Consider the following 15324-nt stretch of genomic DNA (forward strand, 5'->3'; position numbering starts at 1 on the left):
GGACCGGACCCCGGTGCAGGGGACTCCATCCGCAGAAAGGAGTCCCGAGCACGGCGTCACTACCCGCCGCTCGCACACGCGGGCCGATCAGTCGGTGGACAACGCCTGGAGGAGATCACCGACCTTCGGGTTCGGCAGGGCACGGGCGACGTCGGCCTGGGCGACCATGCCGAGCAGAGTGTGCCCGTCGATGACGGGCAGACGCCGGACCTTGTGCTCACTCATGGTGCGCAGGATCTCCTCGGCATCATCGTCGGCGCCGATGGTGACCGCCTCGCCCTGGGCGAGGTCACCGGCCTTCACCTCGGCCGGATCCTTGCCCACCCCGAGAACCTTCACCACAATGTCGCGGTCGGTGAGCATGCCCTTGAGCCTCTCGTCCGTGCCGCAGATCGGCAGCGCACCGACACCCATCTCGGTCATCTTCTTCGCGGCCTCGAGCACCGTCTCCTGGGCGCCGATGCACTCGGCGCCCGCCGTCATGATCTCTCGCGCGGTCGTCATCCGCCAGCACTCCTCTCCTCACCTACGGGTGCGGGCCACACCGCTGACGCGGACAAGCCCCGGGCACCCCATGGGTGCCCCGCACCAGCGCCCGCTAACGGCATCGGCCAGTCGTCCACCCGGCGGCGCTCACTCGACTGGGCGGAGGCTGACCGCGAACTTGGCCGCCTATCTTCAGTACTTTCGCGTCCAGGTACGGATCTCCAGGCCCACGATGACTGCATCCGGGTCGAGGCGGTGTACCGCGGCCGCGACGTCTCCGCCGGCGGCGTCGACCATGGCTTTGAACTGGACGCCGTCGAAGCCCTTCTCGCCTGAGCCGGGACCGCCGACGTTGGGACGCATCCGCGTGCCCAGCTCGGCCTCGGTCGCCCGCGGTGCCGCCCCCGCATCCGGGCGGGTTCATTCTGTTGCGCGACGAAAGTCGAATCAGTTCCTTTGGCGTCCCAATGGCGCCCGCCAGCCAGTAGACCGAACATCGAGCACGCGCCTCGTGGGATCACGTAAGGCCCGTCACGGTTTTGGCTCAGGGCAGGGCCCGGACCCCTTCTGGTGGTCCGTTGCCTTGCCGGGCCCTCAATTGCGCGTAGGGTCCGGACCGCCCGTTCGGAAAGGGCCCCTCATGGCCGACGGACGCGGGCAAGACGATCGTGGGCCGCAAGCGGAACACCGCCACGGACACGCTCGGCTTGTTGCTCGCGGTGCTGGCCACCACAGCCGGCGTCCAGGACTCGGTAGCCGACGACGCCCACCCGCTCGACCAGGTCGCCACCGCTCACACGACAAACGACAAGGCTGCTCCACCACGAACTCGCCTGCTACCGCCGCGATACCCCCGCCCAAATCGGCGGTCAGCAGGAGTCTGCGCCGACGGGCGAGACGTAGATCGCGGACAGCACCCCGTCTCCGTCCACCTCGACCGGGACGGGGGCTGTCGTATCGGTCAGCTCCAAGTCGTACGGCAGGGATCGCAGTGGAATGTCTTCGCCGAGGTAGGCCACCGAAACCGTGCCCCGGCAGTCGGTGCCCCCCGGCGGCGCGGTATCGGGGACTCTGCCGTCCTGCGGGCCGGCCTTGTGGGAGGTGACGCTGATCAGCGTGTACCGGTACTCGTAGCGGGCTGGGGTGACGGCACCCGCCTCGCTCGTCTTCTCGACATCGACCCCGTAGTGGGCGAGCTTTACCGTGACTGCCTCGCACGGCCTCTGGATCGCCTCCGGGGTGAAGTTCAGGCCGGAGGAGTCCAGGGTCAAGCCCCTGGACTGGTATTCGCCGCTGCTGCTGCGCAGTTTCCTCAGATAGCCGGTCAGCTGCTCGACGCTCATGCCGGTGGTCTTCACGCACTCCGCGGGCGCGGCCGTCGTTGGGCTCTGCGTCGGAGTGGCCGGGCCGGGAGCGGCCGTGTAGCGAGCGAGCTCAGACGGGGAAGCCTGGGCGGCTGGCTTATCCTCCGAACACCCTGAGACTGTGAGCAGCGCTGCTACGGCGGCGGCCGGTATGAAGAACTTGCGTGCACTTCCCATGAGTTCCCCTGCCTGCTTCGAGACTGCTTTCCTTACCGGGCGGACCCACAGTACGAGCTGGATAAACAGGTCCACCAGCGAGTCGGTTCTGGTTGCACAGCGTGAGCGCAGGCGTTGGTTCTCTCGGTTCCTCAAGCCGTAGGCGTTACGCGCTTCGAGCTTGATGAGGCGGTTGTTGCCTTCGGAGGCGGCGCTGGTGATCCCGGTGGTCAGGTAGGTCTCGATGCCGTCCCACCATTGCTCGACGGTCTCCGTAAGGGTGACGAGTTCGGGCAGATGGGCGTGGTCGGCGACATGGGCGAGGAAGCGGTGGCGGGCGGTGGAGATCGCGGAGCGGTCGGGGGTGACGTGGGTGCGGCTGACGGCCAGGTGGAGGAGGGCGCAGTAGTTCCTTGGTCTGCCAGGCCGCGTAGATCTGTCGGCCGTGGCCATGTACTTCAACTCGGTCCTGAGGAGGGTGCGTTGGTCCTCGGTAAGGTCTCTCTTGTTGCGGCGCAGGAGTCTGTGGACGGTGTAGATGCTGTCGCCCTTGCGGGCTCGGCGGCCGTGCTGCCGCGAGGTGAGGCGTCGGCGCAGGTCGGCGAGGTGGGCTGGGCGAGTTGCACGATGTGGAAGCAGTCGACGACCACGGTCGCGTGCGGCAGGGCACGGTGGACGGCGGCGCGGAAGGCGGAGCACAGGCGATGGCGACGTAGCGGACCTGCTCGCGCCAGGCGGCGGGCCGGGAGGTGAGCCAGTCGGTGACCGACGCCCGTTACGGCCCTCGACCTGGCCGAACAGCCCTTGTCCGCCGATCGCGTCGACGCAGCCGATGTGCCAGGCGTCCGCGACGAGTTCCCACTTGCCGGTGGCCGGGTTCTGCTTCCACACCGGCTTGCCCCGCCGGGTCTCGATCGCCGAGGTCTCGGGCAGGGCCGTTGCGACGTAGTCCTCGAAGCACTGCTGCACGATCGGCCAGCTCAGACGCAGGTCGCGGCTGGCCTGCACGACGGTGCGATAGCCGTCGCAGACCGCGGCCCCCGCCGCCTGGCGCAGAGCCCGGGTGGTCCGCATCCCGGCGGGATCTGGCCTATCGCCTCGGTGAACGAGCCGCCCTTCGATGAAGTCGAAGATCGCGGTGCGGGCGGCGGCCCGGTCGAGCCGGGCGGTTGTGTCGAGCAACTCCCGTTTGATGGTGGCGACCTCGCCGAGGCCCTCGCGAACAAAGCGATCGACGAAGGCATGAAGGTCTGCTGGTTCACGCTGGAATCACTGACCGCTCACGTGGGCCGGCCCGACCGAGGAGGGCTGGCTGTATCTGGCAACGGTCATCGACATCGCCTCACGCCCGGTGGTGGGAGCTGCAGGTCTCCCGAACCGCCTTCTACGCCCGCCGCACCGGCACGCCGGCCCGCGAGCGGTCCGCGATGCCGAGCTGACCGAACAGATCACCGCAGTCCATCAGCGGTCGCGCGGCATCTACGGCGCCCCGCGCGTGCACGCCGTGCTCAAGCGGGAGGGCGCCGGATGCGGTCGCGGCCGCGTCGCCCGATTGATGCGGGCCGCCGGTCTGCAGGGCCGGCACCGCAGGCGGCGGCACCTGACCATAAGGGCCGCACCCACCACGGCCGGAACCCTTACCGCGCGAGGGTGCGATGCAGCCCAACGGTGCCGGCCGGTCGGTGATCAAGGTGAGATGGGTGCCGTCGGGCAGCGGCCGGATCACCGGCAGCAGGCGTCCGGACTGGACACGCCAGAGCAGGTCGGCTCCGGTGGCGGCGGCGTCGCGGAGTGCTTCGAAGCCGTCATAGCCGCGGTCGGCGAGCAGCAGCATCCCTGGCCGTAGCGACGCCAGCAGGCAACGGGCCTGCGGGAGCTCGGTGTATTGCTGCGGCCCGAAGACCGCATCGATCAGAGCGCGGGTGCCGCACTCGACCAGCGCGGTCAACCGCACCTGCGGAAAGCCCGCCGGACGCGTGGTGCGGGCCGCATGCCGGCGGAAGCACGCCACGTTCTGCGGGCTGTCGGCCAGTTCCAGGCAGGTGCCGTCCCAGGCCACCAGCCGCAGCCCCCGCCAGAACACCCCCGGCGTTGCCACAGTGCCGACCGGCCCGCGCAACCGGTCGAACAGCAAAACCAGCGGCTTCACCCCTAACCGCTGCCGGGCCTGCCGTAATGCCGCCGCCGAGGGATCAGCCACCATCCCAGCAGGCCACCCGGCCGTCATCGCCGCCCACACTCGGCGATACCCACATTCCCCGAACAAGCCCAGGGCCAGCACGAAATACACAACCACCCGGGCCGGCAACAGCCGCACACGACGCCCCCACAGCCCGCCGCCTTCACGACGTCGTCCACCAACGACGGCGGAACCCACCGCGTCAACGCCCCTAAATGACCCGGCAGCCACACCCACGACCGGTCCCGAACCACCACAGCGGTGCCACACTGAACAGACAACGGAGCCCCCACGAACCGTGACCTCGACACTCACAGTCCGCGCCGGGCTCCGTTCCCACGTCAACCACCAAGACCGCCTTAACTTCCCGGTCTTGGGCTTTAATCCGTTTCCCGCCACGAGTCGAAGGTCTTCCCGGACGGGAGTTGGGCGAGCCGGCGGTGGTTGCGGCGGGTGGCCTCGTCCCGGTGGTGACATCGCACGCCGCGAACAACGTGGTCAGGCCGTTGCGTACGTAGTCGGTGGGTCCGCCGCTCAGGCATGCCCGGCATTATCGGCAGGACCGGCTGGGACCGGTCCAGCGCCTGGATCTGGGACTTCTCGTCCATCGAGAGGACCACCGCGCCTTGGGGCGGGTCGAAGTACAAGCCGACGACGTCGTAGACCTTCTCCAGGAACAACGGGTCCGTCGACAGTTTGAACGTGTCCGTCAGATGTGGCTTGAGCTGGAACTTCCGCCAGATCCGGCCGACGATGGACTTGGACAGGCCGCTGTGCTGTGCCATCGACGTGCGCGACCAGTGGGTGGCGTTCTTCGGGACTTTCTCCAGCGTCGTGACCACGACCGCCTCCACCTGGTCGACGCTGATGGTGGGCGGTCGGCCGGGCCGAGGCTCGTCAACGAGCCCGTCCAGTCGTTCGGCGAGGAACCGCCGCCGCCACTTGCGGACCGTGTCCGCGGCCACCCGCAGATCCCGGGCCACCGCGACGATCGGAGGCACCTCAGGCCCCGCGCACGCCAGCACAATCCGTGCGCGCAGGGCCAGAGCCTGGGCCGATGTCGCCCGACGCGCCCACCGCTCCAACACCGCCCGCTCCTCATCCGAGAGCCAGCAACGGTTCCAGCTTCGGGCCCCGACGAGGAACTGACGCACCAGCAGCAGAAGTCACACAACAACTAGCGAGCAACTACTGGCGCAGGACACTAGTGTCCTGCGCCTGAAATGGCAGTCTTAAGTGTCTTGCTGTTTTGGGGTGGCTGGTGGGTTGATTTTGGTGAGGTAGTCGGCGAGGGAGTTGAGGATCTCGTCGGCGGTCTTGGTCCAGGTGAAGGGCTTGGGGTTCTCGTTCCATCCGTCGATCCAGGCCCTGATGTCTTGCTCCAGGGCCCTCACGGAGATGTGCACCCCGCGGCGGATGAGCTTGTCCGTCAGCAGGCCGAACCATCGCTCGACCTGGTTCATCCAGGAGGAGCCGGTGGGGGTGAAGTGGACGTGGAAGCGTGGGTGTTTTCCGAGCCACGTCTTGATCTCGGCGGTGTTGTGGGTGGCGTAATTGTCACAGACCAGGTGGGTGTCGAGGCCGGCGGGCACGGCCTTGTCGATCGTGACGAGGAACTTTTTGAACTCGATCGCCCGGTGGCGGCGGTGCAGTTCCGATATGACGCTGCCGTCGGCGATGTTGAAGGCGGCGAACAGGCTCGTGATGCCGTGCCGGTAGTAGTCGTGGGTGCGCCGTTCGGGCATGCCCGGCATCATCGGCAGCACCGGCTGGGACCGGTCCAGCGCCTGGATCTGGCTCTTCTCATCCACGCACAGCACCACCGCTTTCTCGGGCGGATGGTGGTAAAGGCCGACGACATCGACGACCTTCGCGATGAACTGCGGGTCGGTGGAGAGCTTGAAGGCGTCCTGGAGATGGGGCTTGAGGTCGAACTTCTTCCAGATCCGCCCGATGGTGGACTTCGACAGCCCGGAGTGCTTCGCCATCGAGGCCCGCGACCAGTGGGTGTCCCTGCCGGGGGTGGACTCCAGCGTCGCCGTGAGCACGTCCTCGACCTGGTCCAGCAGGATCGAGGGCGGCCTGCCGGGACGCGGCTCATCGGTCAGCCCGTCCAGCCGTAAGCGGATGAACCTCGACCGCCAGCGGTTCACCGTTCCGTGCGAGACACCGAGTTCGGCGGCGATCTCTTTGTTCGTCCCGCCTTCCGCGCACCGCAGCACGATCTTCGCCCGCAGCGCCAGGAACTGCGCGGTCTTCGCACGCCGCGCCCACCGGGTCAGCTCCGCACGCTCAGCCTCGGAGAGCACCAACTCCGGCTTGCGCCGGCCCGGCCGCGGCTCGTCCACCAGGCCCGCCATCCGCCGGGCCACGAACCGCGAGCGCCACTTGCGCACCGTCTCCGTGGACACCCCGACGTCCGCTGCTACACCGGTATTTGACGCTCCCTCCGCACAGGCCAGAATGATCCGGGCCCGCTCCGCCACACGGGCCGGCACCCCACCACCCGCCCAATGTGCCAACTCCGTCCGCTCCTCAGCAGACAGCACCACTTCCACAGCACGAGGACCCCGAGACGCCATGAAAACAGCCTACCCAGTAAGGCTCGCCATTTCTGGCGCATCACACTAGTTGAGCAGGCCGCGGCGGCGGGGCTGGTTCAGCGGCTCCGCCTCGTATACGGCCAGCAGGGCGGCTTCGGCCCGGTCCGGACTCTTCATACCGCGGGCCTTCATGCTCTTCTTCGACTCGATGATGCTGTACCCGGCGGTGTTGGACCCGAGCTTGGGCGTGGAGAGCTGGATACCGGCCTGTCGGTCGACCTGGAGGCGCAGCCGACCGGTACCGGTCGACGGGTCCGGCTGGAGGAGCGCCCGGGTGGCGAGCCATATCATGAACAGGAATGCGATGGTCGAAATTAGTAGCGTTTCTGTTCGTGATCACCGGGTGGTTTTTTCGTCGGCGCGATGAGTGATCGGGCGCCGTTCTCGACATCGTGGTGTTTAGGGCCAACTGGCCCCCGGCGCGGGCTCGTTGCCGTGCCGCCCTCAACAAAGAGAGATCTGCGATGACTACTGGACGCCGGAGGCCCGAGTGAGCGACGACGACGTCGTGGGGGACATCTCGCCCCAGGGCGGATACGGCCAGCCGGTGCGTGCCCCGCTGCCGCTGCCCCTTGACTACGAGGGCTTCTACCTCGGCCATCAGGAGTTCTTCCATGCCTTCGCCGAGATCCATCTCGGCAGCCGCCGCGCGGCCGAGGAGGTCGCCCATCAGGTGTTCCTGGAGATCCTGGCGGGCTGGGAGCAGCTGCTGCAGGAGGGCGATCTGGAGCAGCAGACCCTCACGGTCCTGCACCGCCATGTCACCCGCCGGCTCGAGCGCGAGGGCCGCACACCGGCATTCGTGATCAACGGGCCGATAGCCCAGAACCTGCGCGCGGTGAGGAACGAGCTGGAGATCAGGGAGGGCACCAGCGGGCTGTACGAGGTCATCGCAGGGCTGCCGCCGCCGGCGGAGGACCGGCTGGTGCTGCAGTGGGTGGCCAAGGCATCCCGGTCCCTGGTCGACCTGTATGACCCGGTGCTGGCCCGCGAAGTGCTGGAGTCGTTGCGTCGCAAGCTCGACGGTGGTGAGGCGGCCGTGGAGACGATGCGCCGCAAACGCAAGGTGCTGGTGCACGCGCTCCACTTCGCCGTGGAGCGGGGCGAGTTGGGCAGTCATCCGCTGGCGCGGATCCGGTGGCGGGTGCCCAAGCTGGCTGTCGCGGTGGATCCGAGGGTGGTGGCCAACCCGTACGAGGCAGGGGAGCTGCTGAGTGCCGTCTCCTACGTGGGCGGCTATCGCCATGCCCGTGGCCGTCGGCTGGTCGGGTTCTTCGCCGGCATGTACTACGCAGGTTTGCGTCCGGAGGTGGTGGGGGAAGCAGGCGCTCGCCGAAGACTGCACGGCGCCCGTTTCGGATGGGGTGATGAGGTGTCGCGGATCGTCAGCTGTCGGGTGGGCGAGGTATTTTCGCTGCTTGGGCATCGTGGAGTTCCCGGCGCGGTGGTCGGGTTCTCCGGGGTCCTTCGGGTTGTGGGCGGGCAGGGTTTGCCGGTCAGCCGACGGGTCGGGGGAGTGCGGCAAGGCGATGGAAGGCCGTGGCCAATTCGTGGTTCCAGGGCCAGGTCGCCGATATCCGCAAGCGCAGGTGCCGGGCGCCGCGGGTGAGGCGACGAGCCGGTAGCGGAGTTTCTTCGGCTCGGCAGCCGCGAATTCACCCTCCAGCAGCAGGATACGAGTCCAGGCCAGCAGATCGATCGCTGCGAGGCTGAGTTCCAGCCAGGCCGCGTTGACGGTGAAGTCGCGGGAGGGGAAACGGCAGAGACCGGTGGTCTTGCCGCACCGGATGTGGTCCTCGACGGTGGCATGCCCGCGGTGACTGACCTCCAGGAACTGGGCGGAACCGCCACCGGAGTAGGGGGTTCAGTGCGAAACACCTGATGACGCAGGCCCTCGTCCTGGTCGAACAGGGGCAGCTGGGCTCCGGGGTGCGGCCTCTCCCGGCGCACGATGATGAGAGGGCCGGCCGGAGAGCCGTCCAGATCGACCATGCCGGTCAGCTCGGAGACCTCGGCGCCATCACGCAGCGTCCCGTCCTGGTTCAGAGCGGGACGCTAGACGCGGTCGGGGTGGCCCGGATAGCGCGGCGGAGCGGCTCGGTGATGGCGTATCCGACCGAAGATGGTACGGATTCCTCGTTTCCGAGGTCTCGGACGTGGGCGAGGAAACCTCTGGCAACCGCTGGGTCGCAACAGCCGCCGGTGAGGCGGTCAGAGGTCGGAGCGCACCACAGTCACCGGGCAGCGGGCGTGATGGAGGGCGGCCTGGCTGACTGATCCCAGGAGCAGGCCGGTAAATCCGCCGTGCCCGCGTGCGCCGACCACCACCAGTTGGGCGTCCGCGCTCGCTTCGATCAGTGCCGGGCGGGTGCGCCCGCGGACAAGTCGGGGCCGTACGGTGACGCCCGGGTATCGGCCACGGTGTCCTGAGAGGGCCTCGGTCAGCACTCGCTCTTCCTCCTGGCGGAGCCGGTCCACGTCGCCCACCAGCTCGACCAGGTCCACCGGATGGCCCAGAGCGTGCTCGCCGTGATCCGTCCAGGTGCTCCAGGCGTGGAGCGCGATCAGGTCTGTGCCCCGCAGGGCTGCCTCAAAGAAGGCGAAGGCGATGGCGGGCTGCCCTTGCGGGGAGCCGTCGACAGCCACCAGCACCGGACCGGCCGGGTCCGGGCGTCCTCGAACGACCATCACCGGACAGTGGCCGTGCACGCTCAGATGTACGGCGGTGGAACCCAGGAGCAGCTCGGCGAAGCCCTGGGAGCCTCGGTGGCCGACCACGATGAGCTGCGCCGTGCGCGACTGTGCTTGCAGGACCGTCGATGCCTCACCCGCGATCACGGCGTGGCTGACGTGCAGGCCCGCGGCCTTGCTCCGCGCGCGTTCGACGGCGTCGGCCACGATCCGTTCGACCGTTTCGTGCAGGGCGCCGGTGGGAGGTCCCAGCGACGATGAACCGGGCGGTGCGTGCATGGCGGGCCACAGAAAAGCATGTACCACGCGCAGTTCCACACCTCGCAGTGACGCCTCGTGGGCTGCCGCGTCTACCGCTGCCAGGGCTGAGGGTGAACCGTCCACTCCCACTACCACCGGCCCGTTCATTGCCTGCTTCTCCCGTCCGGGGCGTCCGTGGCCAGGCGCATGCCGCCCCGGGGCACCGTCGCGCAGGAGCCCGGTGCGTGTGGGGCGCTCGCCTGCCGTGCTGTGTTCTTCCCCAGCTTCCCCCGGGCCCTGGCACGGGGCCACAGGGTGCCCGATGGCCCGTGGTACGCGCCCCTTGTGCGCCGCAGGGGTCGTCCAGCGGCACGCCGCTCCGGGCGCACCAGGGAGAGCGCCCTTCGTTGGGCAGCGCGGACAAGGGGGCAGGAAACTGCCGTGCCACCGTCACGCCGACACGTGGCACGACCGCCGAGACCCCAGCACCGGGCGATGCCCAGACTCAGAACGCCCGTGGAGACATCACCGTCTCCGCCCCGTCGATCACGGCGATACAGCGTGGCACGCCGGGCCCGGGCGTGATGCGTACGCTCACGGGCAGTGGAGGATCGGAGGGAAGTTCGCCGGTGAGGATCAGGGGCCGCCCCCCTTGGATCTCGGCGCGGCCGGTTTCCTTGCCGTCGACCAGGAGCTCGACCGCCCCACGGTGGCCGCCATCGATGTTCACGGTCACCGAGTGCCCCCTGGCGTCAAGGTGAAAATGGTGAGTCCGCACCATCACAAGTCTCCCTGGGGGATCCGCAGCCTCTACCCCAAGCATGCCCCCGCTCGCTCGTCCCCCGCCCCTGCAGGGGGGCGACGCCGGTGGAGCCCGGCATGCCTCGCTGGCGTCCTTCTGGCCCTGGTGTCGCCCAGTGCAGTGAAATGTCGCAGACTCCCGTATAGGGCCCGTATCGGCGTAGGGCGCTAAGAAGGTGACGGGTTGTGCTTGAGGTCCCGTTCTGGCTGTGGGGGGCGTTCGCCGCGACGGTGGTGGTGTCGCTGGCGGTAGACCTGCTGGCCCACCGCACCGCGCATGTCATCGGCTTCAAGGAGGCCGCCGCCTGGAGCGCCCTGTGGGTGAGCCTCGCTCTGATCTTCGCCGCCGTCGTCTTCCTTGTCCTCGGCGCGACAGCCGGCACCGAATACACCACCGCATGGCTGCTGGAGAAGAGCCTGTCGGTCGACAACCTGTTCGTCTTCGCCGTGATCTTCGCCTACTTCAAGGTGCCCCGCGCCTACCAGCACCGGGTCCTGTTCTTCGGCGTGATCGGCGCCCTCGTCTTCCGCGGGATCTTCCTCTCCCTCGGCGTCGCCGTCGTCAGCCGCTTCACCACGGTGCTCTTCGCCTTCGCCGCCATCCTCTTTTACAGCACCTACAAGCTCCTCAAGGACGAGGCGGAGAGCTTCGACCCGGGCAAGAGCTTCGCCGTGCGGATGCTCCGTAAGATCATCCCGGTCCGGGACGAGTACGCCGGCGCGAAGTTCTTCGTCAAGGAGGCCGGCAAACGCGTGGCCACCCCGCTCCTCGCGGTGGTCGCCGCGATCGAGGCCGCGGACCTGATCTTCGCCGTCGACAGCGTCCCCGCCGTCCTCGCCGTCAGCGACGACGCCTTCATCGTCTACACCAGCAACGCGTTCGCCATCCTGGGCCTGCGTGCCCTGTACTTCATGCTCGCGGGCCTGCTTGACCGCTTCCACTACCTGAACAAGGGCCTCGCGATCATCCTCGCCTTCATCGGCGTAAAGCTCATCCTCCAGGCATCCCACAAGACGATCAGCACCAGCATCCCGGAAATCCCCTCACCGATCAGCTTGGCCGTCATCGTCGTTGTCCTGGCCGCATCCGTCGCACTCAGCCTGCGCCGACCCGCCCCACCTCACCCGGCTCCCGCCGCCCGAGATGAGAAGGCACCCTCCCTGTCAGACGCCGCAACCGCGAACCCCGGACTCGACGGCGCGCATGCCGAGCAGGACCAGCAGCCGGATGATCCGCCCCGACCGGCGCCCTGATCAACACCGCACGACGAGTGGTAAGCCGACCGTCTCTTTCTCCGACCGCACGGCCTATTGTTAAAGAATGAGCAAAGCCGAGCATGAGACCAGTCCCCAAAGGACGCTTGTGTGCCCGGTCTGCAAGCACCCCCTGGACACGACAATCAAGAAACGGCACAAGACTCTCGGAGTCTTCGTGCCCGTGTGGGGCCCCGGCCCCTGCCACAACCCCGACTGCCCCGAATACCTGGAAGAGTCGGAGCGCAACAGCCCCCAGGACCACTGATGTCAGCTGACTTCTGTATTCGAAAGCGGTTGAGTATGGCGGTAGTGCAGAGGCCTGGCATTCTGACGGCGGCGGCAGGCAATGATGGCCATGCGCGGGCTGTGGACTACTCGTGATGTCGGCGCCATCGGCTACGACTGCCAACGCTGCGGAACCCGTGTCGCCGGTCAATTCACACAACGAGTGGGACCCGCTGGAGGAGGTCATCGTTGGGCGTCTCGACGGTGCGACGATCCCCTCCAGCCATCCGGTTGTGGCCTGCAACATCCCACCATGGGCGGCGCGGTTGCAGGGGCTGGCCGCCGGCTTCAAGTATCCGCGCGTGCTGATCGAGCGGGCGCAGCATGAACTCGATCAGTTCATCGCCCTCCTGGAGTCCCTCGGCATCACGGTCAGGCGCCCGGACGCGGTCGACCACAGGCGACGCTTCGGCACCCCCGACTGGTCGTCCCGCGGTTTTTGCAACGCCTGTCCGCGTGACAGCATGCTCGTGATCGGCGACGAGATCATCGAGACCCCGATGGCATGGCCGTGCCGATATTTCGAGACCCATTCCTATCGCGCGATCCTCAAGGACTACTTCCGGCGCGGCGCGCGCTGGACGGCCGCACCGAAGCCGCAGCTCACCGACGCACTGTTCGAGGCGGATTTTCGTATCCCCGAGGCCGGCGAGCCCATGCGCTACGTCCTGACCGAGTTCGAGCCGGTGTTCGATGCGGCGGATTTCGTGCGCGCGGGACGCGACCTCTTCGTTACGCGGAGCAACGTCACCAACCAGATGGGCATTGATTGGCTGCGCCGCCATCTTGGACCTGGCTATCGCATCCACGAGATCGAGAGCCGCTGCCGTACGCCGATGCACATCGACACGACGTTCGTCCTGCTCTCGCCCGGCAAGGTACTGGTCAATCCTGTATACATCGACGTCGACCGCCTGCCCGACGTCCTGAACTCGTGGGACATCCTGATCGCCCCCGAGCCCAACCCGATCGACGAGCGCTTGCTTGAGCTCACCTCAGTGTGCGGCAAGTGGCTCAGCATGAACGTTCTGATGATCGACGAAAAACGGGTGATCGCGGAGCAGCATCACACCGACATGCTGCGCGCGCTCGAAAAATGGGGGTTCGAGCCGATCCCGTGCGACCTGCTGCACTACGCGCCGTTCGGCGGCTCATTCCACTGCGCGACACTCGATATCCGACGTCGCGGAACGCTCGAATCCTATTTCGATTGATCTGCCCACCGATCGTAAGTGCCAAAGGTTCACACGCGGTGTCTTAGGGCGTGCAGATCTTTAACTCGTCTATTGACCTTGGTTTGGGTGGGGTTGGAAGCGAGGAACGTCGCGACGTCGGCTGGTGTTCGGAGGCGGGCGGTAGAGGTGTTGATGTGGTGGCCGTGTGCTTCTAGGAGTGGGCGGACTTCCTGTTTCGCGCGGCTGATGGTCATGGCGGTGACTCCGAAGAGTTGCCCAAGGAGGTCCATGGTGGCGAGTTTGCGCAGGTGGAGCACGGTGGTCAGGATCCGGTCGGCTGGGGTGAGCTTGGCTTTGGCGCCTGTACCGGGTGCTACCAGGCGCTCGTGGCCGCGACGTGTGCGGAGCACTCGCTCGCGTTGAACCTCCAGCGCAGGAGTCAGGGCGTCGATGAGCTCGCTGAGCTGTTGGCGGGACATACCGGTCAGTTCAGGGTCCTGCAGCGAACGCCGCGTGAGGCGATGCGGCCTGTTCGCCGGGGCCTGGTCTGACGTGCTGTTGATCGCCGTCGCGTCCAGCGGATGCTGGGGGTGGAGGGTGTAGTTCCAGTCGCCGTGGAAGCGGTGCCGGGTGATCGGCAGGGCGGCGATCTCGTCGTCACTGACCTGGATGCCGGTGGGGTACGGATTGGTGTCGAGTTCGGCGTGCACTGTCAGGCCGGACTTGGTGGTGGTCGCGGCGATGCTTTCGACGATGACTTCGTGGCTGGTCAGGGGCCTTCCACGCCAGTTCATGGTGATGTGGGAGAACAGCCGGTGCTCGATCCGGTTCCACTTCGATGTTCCGGGAGGCAGGTGGCAGACGGTGATCGCCAGTCCGACCTCGGCGGCGAACCGGGCGAGTTCGGTCTTCCAGGTGCGGGTGCGATACCCGTTGGAGCCGCCCGCATCGGCGGTGATCAGTAGCCGCCGGGCCGTCGGATAGGCGGCCCGCCCGGCTCCGTTCCACCAGCGGCGGATCGACTCGACAGCGAACGCGGCGGTGTCGTGGTCGGTGCCCACGTTGACCCAGCCGGTGTTCGCGGCGACATCGTAGATGCCATAGGGCACCGCCCGGCCAAGCTCGCGGTCGGGGAAGTCGTGGGTGTCGACCCGCACCGGCTCGCCTCTCGGCTCCCATTCACGGCCGTTGTTCTTGAAGGGGCCGACCAGTTCCTTCTTCTTCGTGTCCACACTGATCACCGGAGCCCCGCCGTCCTGGTGGTTGCGGGCCTGTTCGTTGAGGTAGTGGAACTGCGCGTCCCGGTCGGGGTGCTGCTTGCCTTCCAGGGTCTTGGCGTTGCTCTGCAGGCTGAAGCCCTCCTCGCGCAGGAGGTCGCCCACCGTATCCGCGGAGATCCTGTGGCCTTGCCGGGTCAGCTGCTCGGCGAGCTTGCGGGTGGATTTGGTGGTCCAGCGCAGCGGCGACATGGGGTCTCCGCGGACGTCGGGCTCGACCAGTGTGAGAAGCGCCTTGCGGACCGCTGGGTTCAGGTCGGCGACGCGTTTGCGGCCGCCGCCGGGCCGGCGGACCCGTCCCAACCGAGCCTCTCCGGAGTCGAGTTCCCTCATTCCGGCAGACACTGTGGCCTCACGAACACCTGCGGCACGGGCGACCACTCTGATCCCGCCGTGGCCGAGGGACTGGGCCTCCGCCCCTATCAACAGACGACGCTGCCGCTCGTCGAGGTGCGGCAAAATCACCCCGAACTTGGCTGCCAGCACGGCCCGTTGCTTTTCCAACCGGCTCATGCCAGACCAACGAACCACCGAACAGGAAGCCACGAGTTAAAGATCTGCACGCCCTAACTGACGCCCATACGGTGCGCGTTGTACGCCCCGGTTCGTCATGCAACGATCTTGCCGACCAGAGGCGATCTCCGGGCGCTCACGGCAGTTGTGCACCGGGCGTGCTAGCGCCCATCGGCACGATGGCCAGGCCTGGTGTCAGCGGGCGCTGCGTTCTCATGTCGGCGCTGTTGCCACGTATCCGAGGCAATTCGGTGGAAGTGATCGACTTGCCGGTGGGCTGGTTTTACGCTGCGTGTC

The 15324-nt window shown here is 67.4% G+C and carries 13 protein-coding genes and 4 pseudogenes; 6 read left to right on the plus strand and 11 right to left on the minus strand.

What is annotated here, in order from left to right:
* Positions 1-87: 87 nt before the first annotated feature.
* Positions 88-504: a CBS domain-containing protein gene (locus ACFYWY_RS25640; protein WP_389190367.1), complete on the minus strand. Its 417-nt coding sequence runs from the start codon at positions 502-504 to the stop codon at positions 88-90.
* A gap of 174 nt (positions 505-678) precedes the next feature.
* The gene (locus ACFYWY_RS25645) at positions 679-849 is read right to left on the minus strand and encodes a hypothetical protein (protein WP_389190368.1); all 171 of its coding nucleotides are present in this window, start codon (positions 847-849) and stop codon (positions 679-681) included.
* 287 nt (positions 850-1136) lie between these two features.
* On the opposite strand from ACFYWY_RS25645, the pseudogene ACFYWY_RS25650 reads away from it, so the two are divergent.
* Positions 1137-1283 (plus strand): annotated as a pseudogene (locus tag ACFYWY_RS25650) (IS5/IS1182 family transposase); the annotation flags it as partial.
* A gap of 72 nt (positions 1284-1355) precedes the next feature.
* On the opposite strand, the gene ACFYWY_RS25655 reads toward ACFYWY_RS25650, so the two are convergent.
* Entirely contained in the window at positions 1356-2705 is a 1350-nt protein-coding gene (locus tag ACFYWY_RS25655; RefSeq protein WP_389190456.1) for a transposase, read from the minus strand.
* A pseudogene (locus ACFYWY_RS25660) lies at positions 2657-2764 on the minus strand (hypothetical protein); the annotation flags it as partial. The pseudogene ACFYWY_RS25660 and the gene ACFYWY_RS25655, both read right to left, overlap by 49 nt.
* A 596-nt stretch (positions 2765-3360) precedes the next feature.
* Here ACFYWY_RS25660 and ACFYWY_RS25665 point away from each other — a divergent pair.
* Positions 3361-3852 carry an IS3 family transposase gene (locus ACFYWY_RS25665; RefSeq protein WP_389190457.1) on the plus strand — a complete coding sequence of 164 codons (492 nt, stop codon included), beginning with the start codon at positions 3361-3363 and terminating at the stop codon, positions 3850-3852.
* On the opposite strand, the pseudogene ACFYWY_RS25670 reads toward ACFYWY_RS25665, so the two are convergent.
* From ACFYWY_RS25670 to ACFYWY_RS25685, 4 genes and pseudogenes are all read right to left on the minus strand, one after another.
* Positions 3772-4662 (minus strand): annotated as a pseudogene (locus ACFYWY_RS25670) (transposase domain-containing protein); the annotation flags it as partial. The gene ACFYWY_RS25665 and the pseudogene ACFYWY_RS25670 sit on opposite strands and share 81 nt — an antisense overlap.
* Positions 4649-5310 (minus strand): annotated as a pseudogene (locus ACFYWY_RS25675) (IS630 family transposase); the annotation flags it as partial. The pseudogenes ACFYWY_RS25675 and ACFYWY_RS25670, both read right to left, overlap by 14 nt.
* 107 nt (positions 5311-5417) lie before the next feature.
* Positions 5418-6767 carry an IS630 family transposase gene (locus ACFYWY_RS25680; protein ID WP_389190369.1) on the minus strand — a complete coding sequence of 450 codons (1350 nt, stop codon included), beginning with the start codon at positions 6765-6767 and terminating at the stop codon, positions 5418-5420.
* Between the two features lie 45 nt (positions 6768-6812).
* Positions 6813-7079: a hypothetical protein gene (locus tag ACFYWY_RS25685; RefSeq protein ID WP_389190370.1), complete on the minus strand. Its 267-nt coding sequence runs from the start codon at positions 7077-7079 to the stop codon at positions 6813-6815.
* A gap of 199 nt (positions 7080-7278) precedes the next feature.
* On the opposite strand from ACFYWY_RS25685, the gene ACFYWY_RS25690 reads away from it, so the two are divergent.
* Complete coding sequence (locus ACFYWY_RS25690) at positions 7279-8397, plus strand: hypothetical protein (protein ID WP_389190371.1); 1119 nt, start codon at positions 7279-7281, stop codon at positions 8395-8397.
* Between the two features lie 602 nt (positions 8398-8999).
* On the opposite strand, the gene ACFYWY_RS25695 is transcribed toward ACFYWY_RS25690, so the two are convergent.
* Positions 9000-9887 (minus strand): universal stress protein, encoded by an 888-nt coding sequence (locus ACFYWY_RS25695; protein ID WP_389190372.1) that lies wholly within the window; start codon positions 9885-9887, stop codon positions 9000-9002.
* A 337-nt stretch (positions 9888-10224) separates the two neighbouring features.
* Positions 10225-10455, minus strand: coding sequence for a hypothetical protein (locus tag ACFYWY_RS25700; RefSeq protein ID WP_389190373.1), 231 nt, complete (start codon positions 10453-10455; stop codon positions 10225-10227).
* A gap of 251 nt (positions 10456-10706) precedes the next feature.
* Here ACFYWY_RS25700 and ACFYWY_RS25705 point away from each other — a divergent pair, with 251 nt between their 5' ends.
* The 3 genes from ACFYWY_RS25705 to ACFYWY_RS25715 all read left to right on the plus strand — a co-directional run bounded on the left by ACFYWY_RS25705 (position 10707) and on the right by ACFYWY_RS25715 (position 13276).
* Entirely contained in the window at positions 10707-11774 is a 1068-nt protein-coding gene (locus tag ACFYWY_RS25705) for a TerC family protein (RefSeq protein ID WP_389190374.1), read from the plus strand.
* Between the two features lie 67 nt (positions 11775-11841).
* On the plus strand, positions 11842-12042 hold the full coding sequence (locus ACFYWY_RS25710) for a hypothetical protein (protein WP_389190375.1): 201 nt from the start codon (positions 11842-11844) through the stop codon (positions 12040-12042).
* A 115-nt stretch (positions 12043-12157) separates the two neighbouring features.
* On the plus strand, positions 12158-13276 hold the full coding sequence (locus ACFYWY_RS25715; RefSeq protein ID WP_389190376.1) for an amidinotransferase: 1119 nt from the start codon (positions 12158-12160) through the stop codon (positions 13274-13276).
* 29 nt (positions 13277-13305) lie between these two features.
* Here ACFYWY_RS25715 and ACFYWY_RS25720 read toward each other — a convergent pair whose 3' ends face one another.
* A complete protein-coding gene (locus ACFYWY_RS25720) occupies positions 13306-15027 on the minus strand; it encodes an ISAzo13 family transposase (protein WP_389190377.1) in 1722 nt (573 codons plus the stop codon).
* Between the last annotated feature and the right edge of the window lie 297 nt (positions 15028-15324).

Source organism: Streptomyces sp. NPDC002870 (assembly GCF_042888505.1).
Taxonomy (GTDB): domain Bacteria; phylum Actinomycetota; class Actinomycetes; order Streptomycetales; family Streptomycetaceae; genus Streptomyces.

Excerpts from the sequence above, each read along its gene's own strand:
- ACFYWY_RS25640 (WP_389190367.1), bottom strand. The coding sequence starts at position 504 with ATGACGACCGCGCGAGAGATCATGACGGCGGGCGCCGAGTGCATCGGC.
- ACFYWY_RS25645 (WP_389190368.1), bottom strand. The coding sequence starts at position 849 with ATGCGTCCCAACGTCGGCGGTCCCGGCTCAGGCGAGAAGGGCTTCGAC.
- ACFYWY_RS25680 (WP_389190369.1), bottom strand. The coding sequence starts at position 6,767 with ATGGCGTCTCGGGGTCCTCGTGCTGTGGAAGTGGTGCTGTCTGCTGAG.
- ACFYWY_RS25685 (WP_389190370.1), bottom strand. The coding sequence starts at position 7,079 with ATGATATGGCTCGCCACCCGGGCGCTCCTCCAGCCGGACCCGTCGACC.
- ACFYWY_RS25695 (WP_389190372.1), bottom strand. The coding sequence starts at position 9,887 with ATGAACGGGCCGGTGGTAGTGGGAGTGGACGGTTCACCCTCAGCCCTG.
- ACFYWY_RS25710 (WP_389190375.1), top strand. The coding sequence starts at position 11,842 with ATGAGCAAAGCCGAGCATGAGACCAGTCCCCAAAGGACGCTTGTGTGC.
- ACFYWY_RS25715 (WP_389190376.1), top strand. The coding sequence starts at position 12,158 with ATGTCGGCGCCATCGGCTACGACTGCCAACGCTGCGGAACCCGTGTCG.
- ACFYWY_RS25720 (WP_389190377.1), bottom strand. The coding sequence starts at position 15,027 with ATGAGCCGGTTGGAAAAGCAACGGGCCGTGCTGGCAGCCAAGTTCGGG.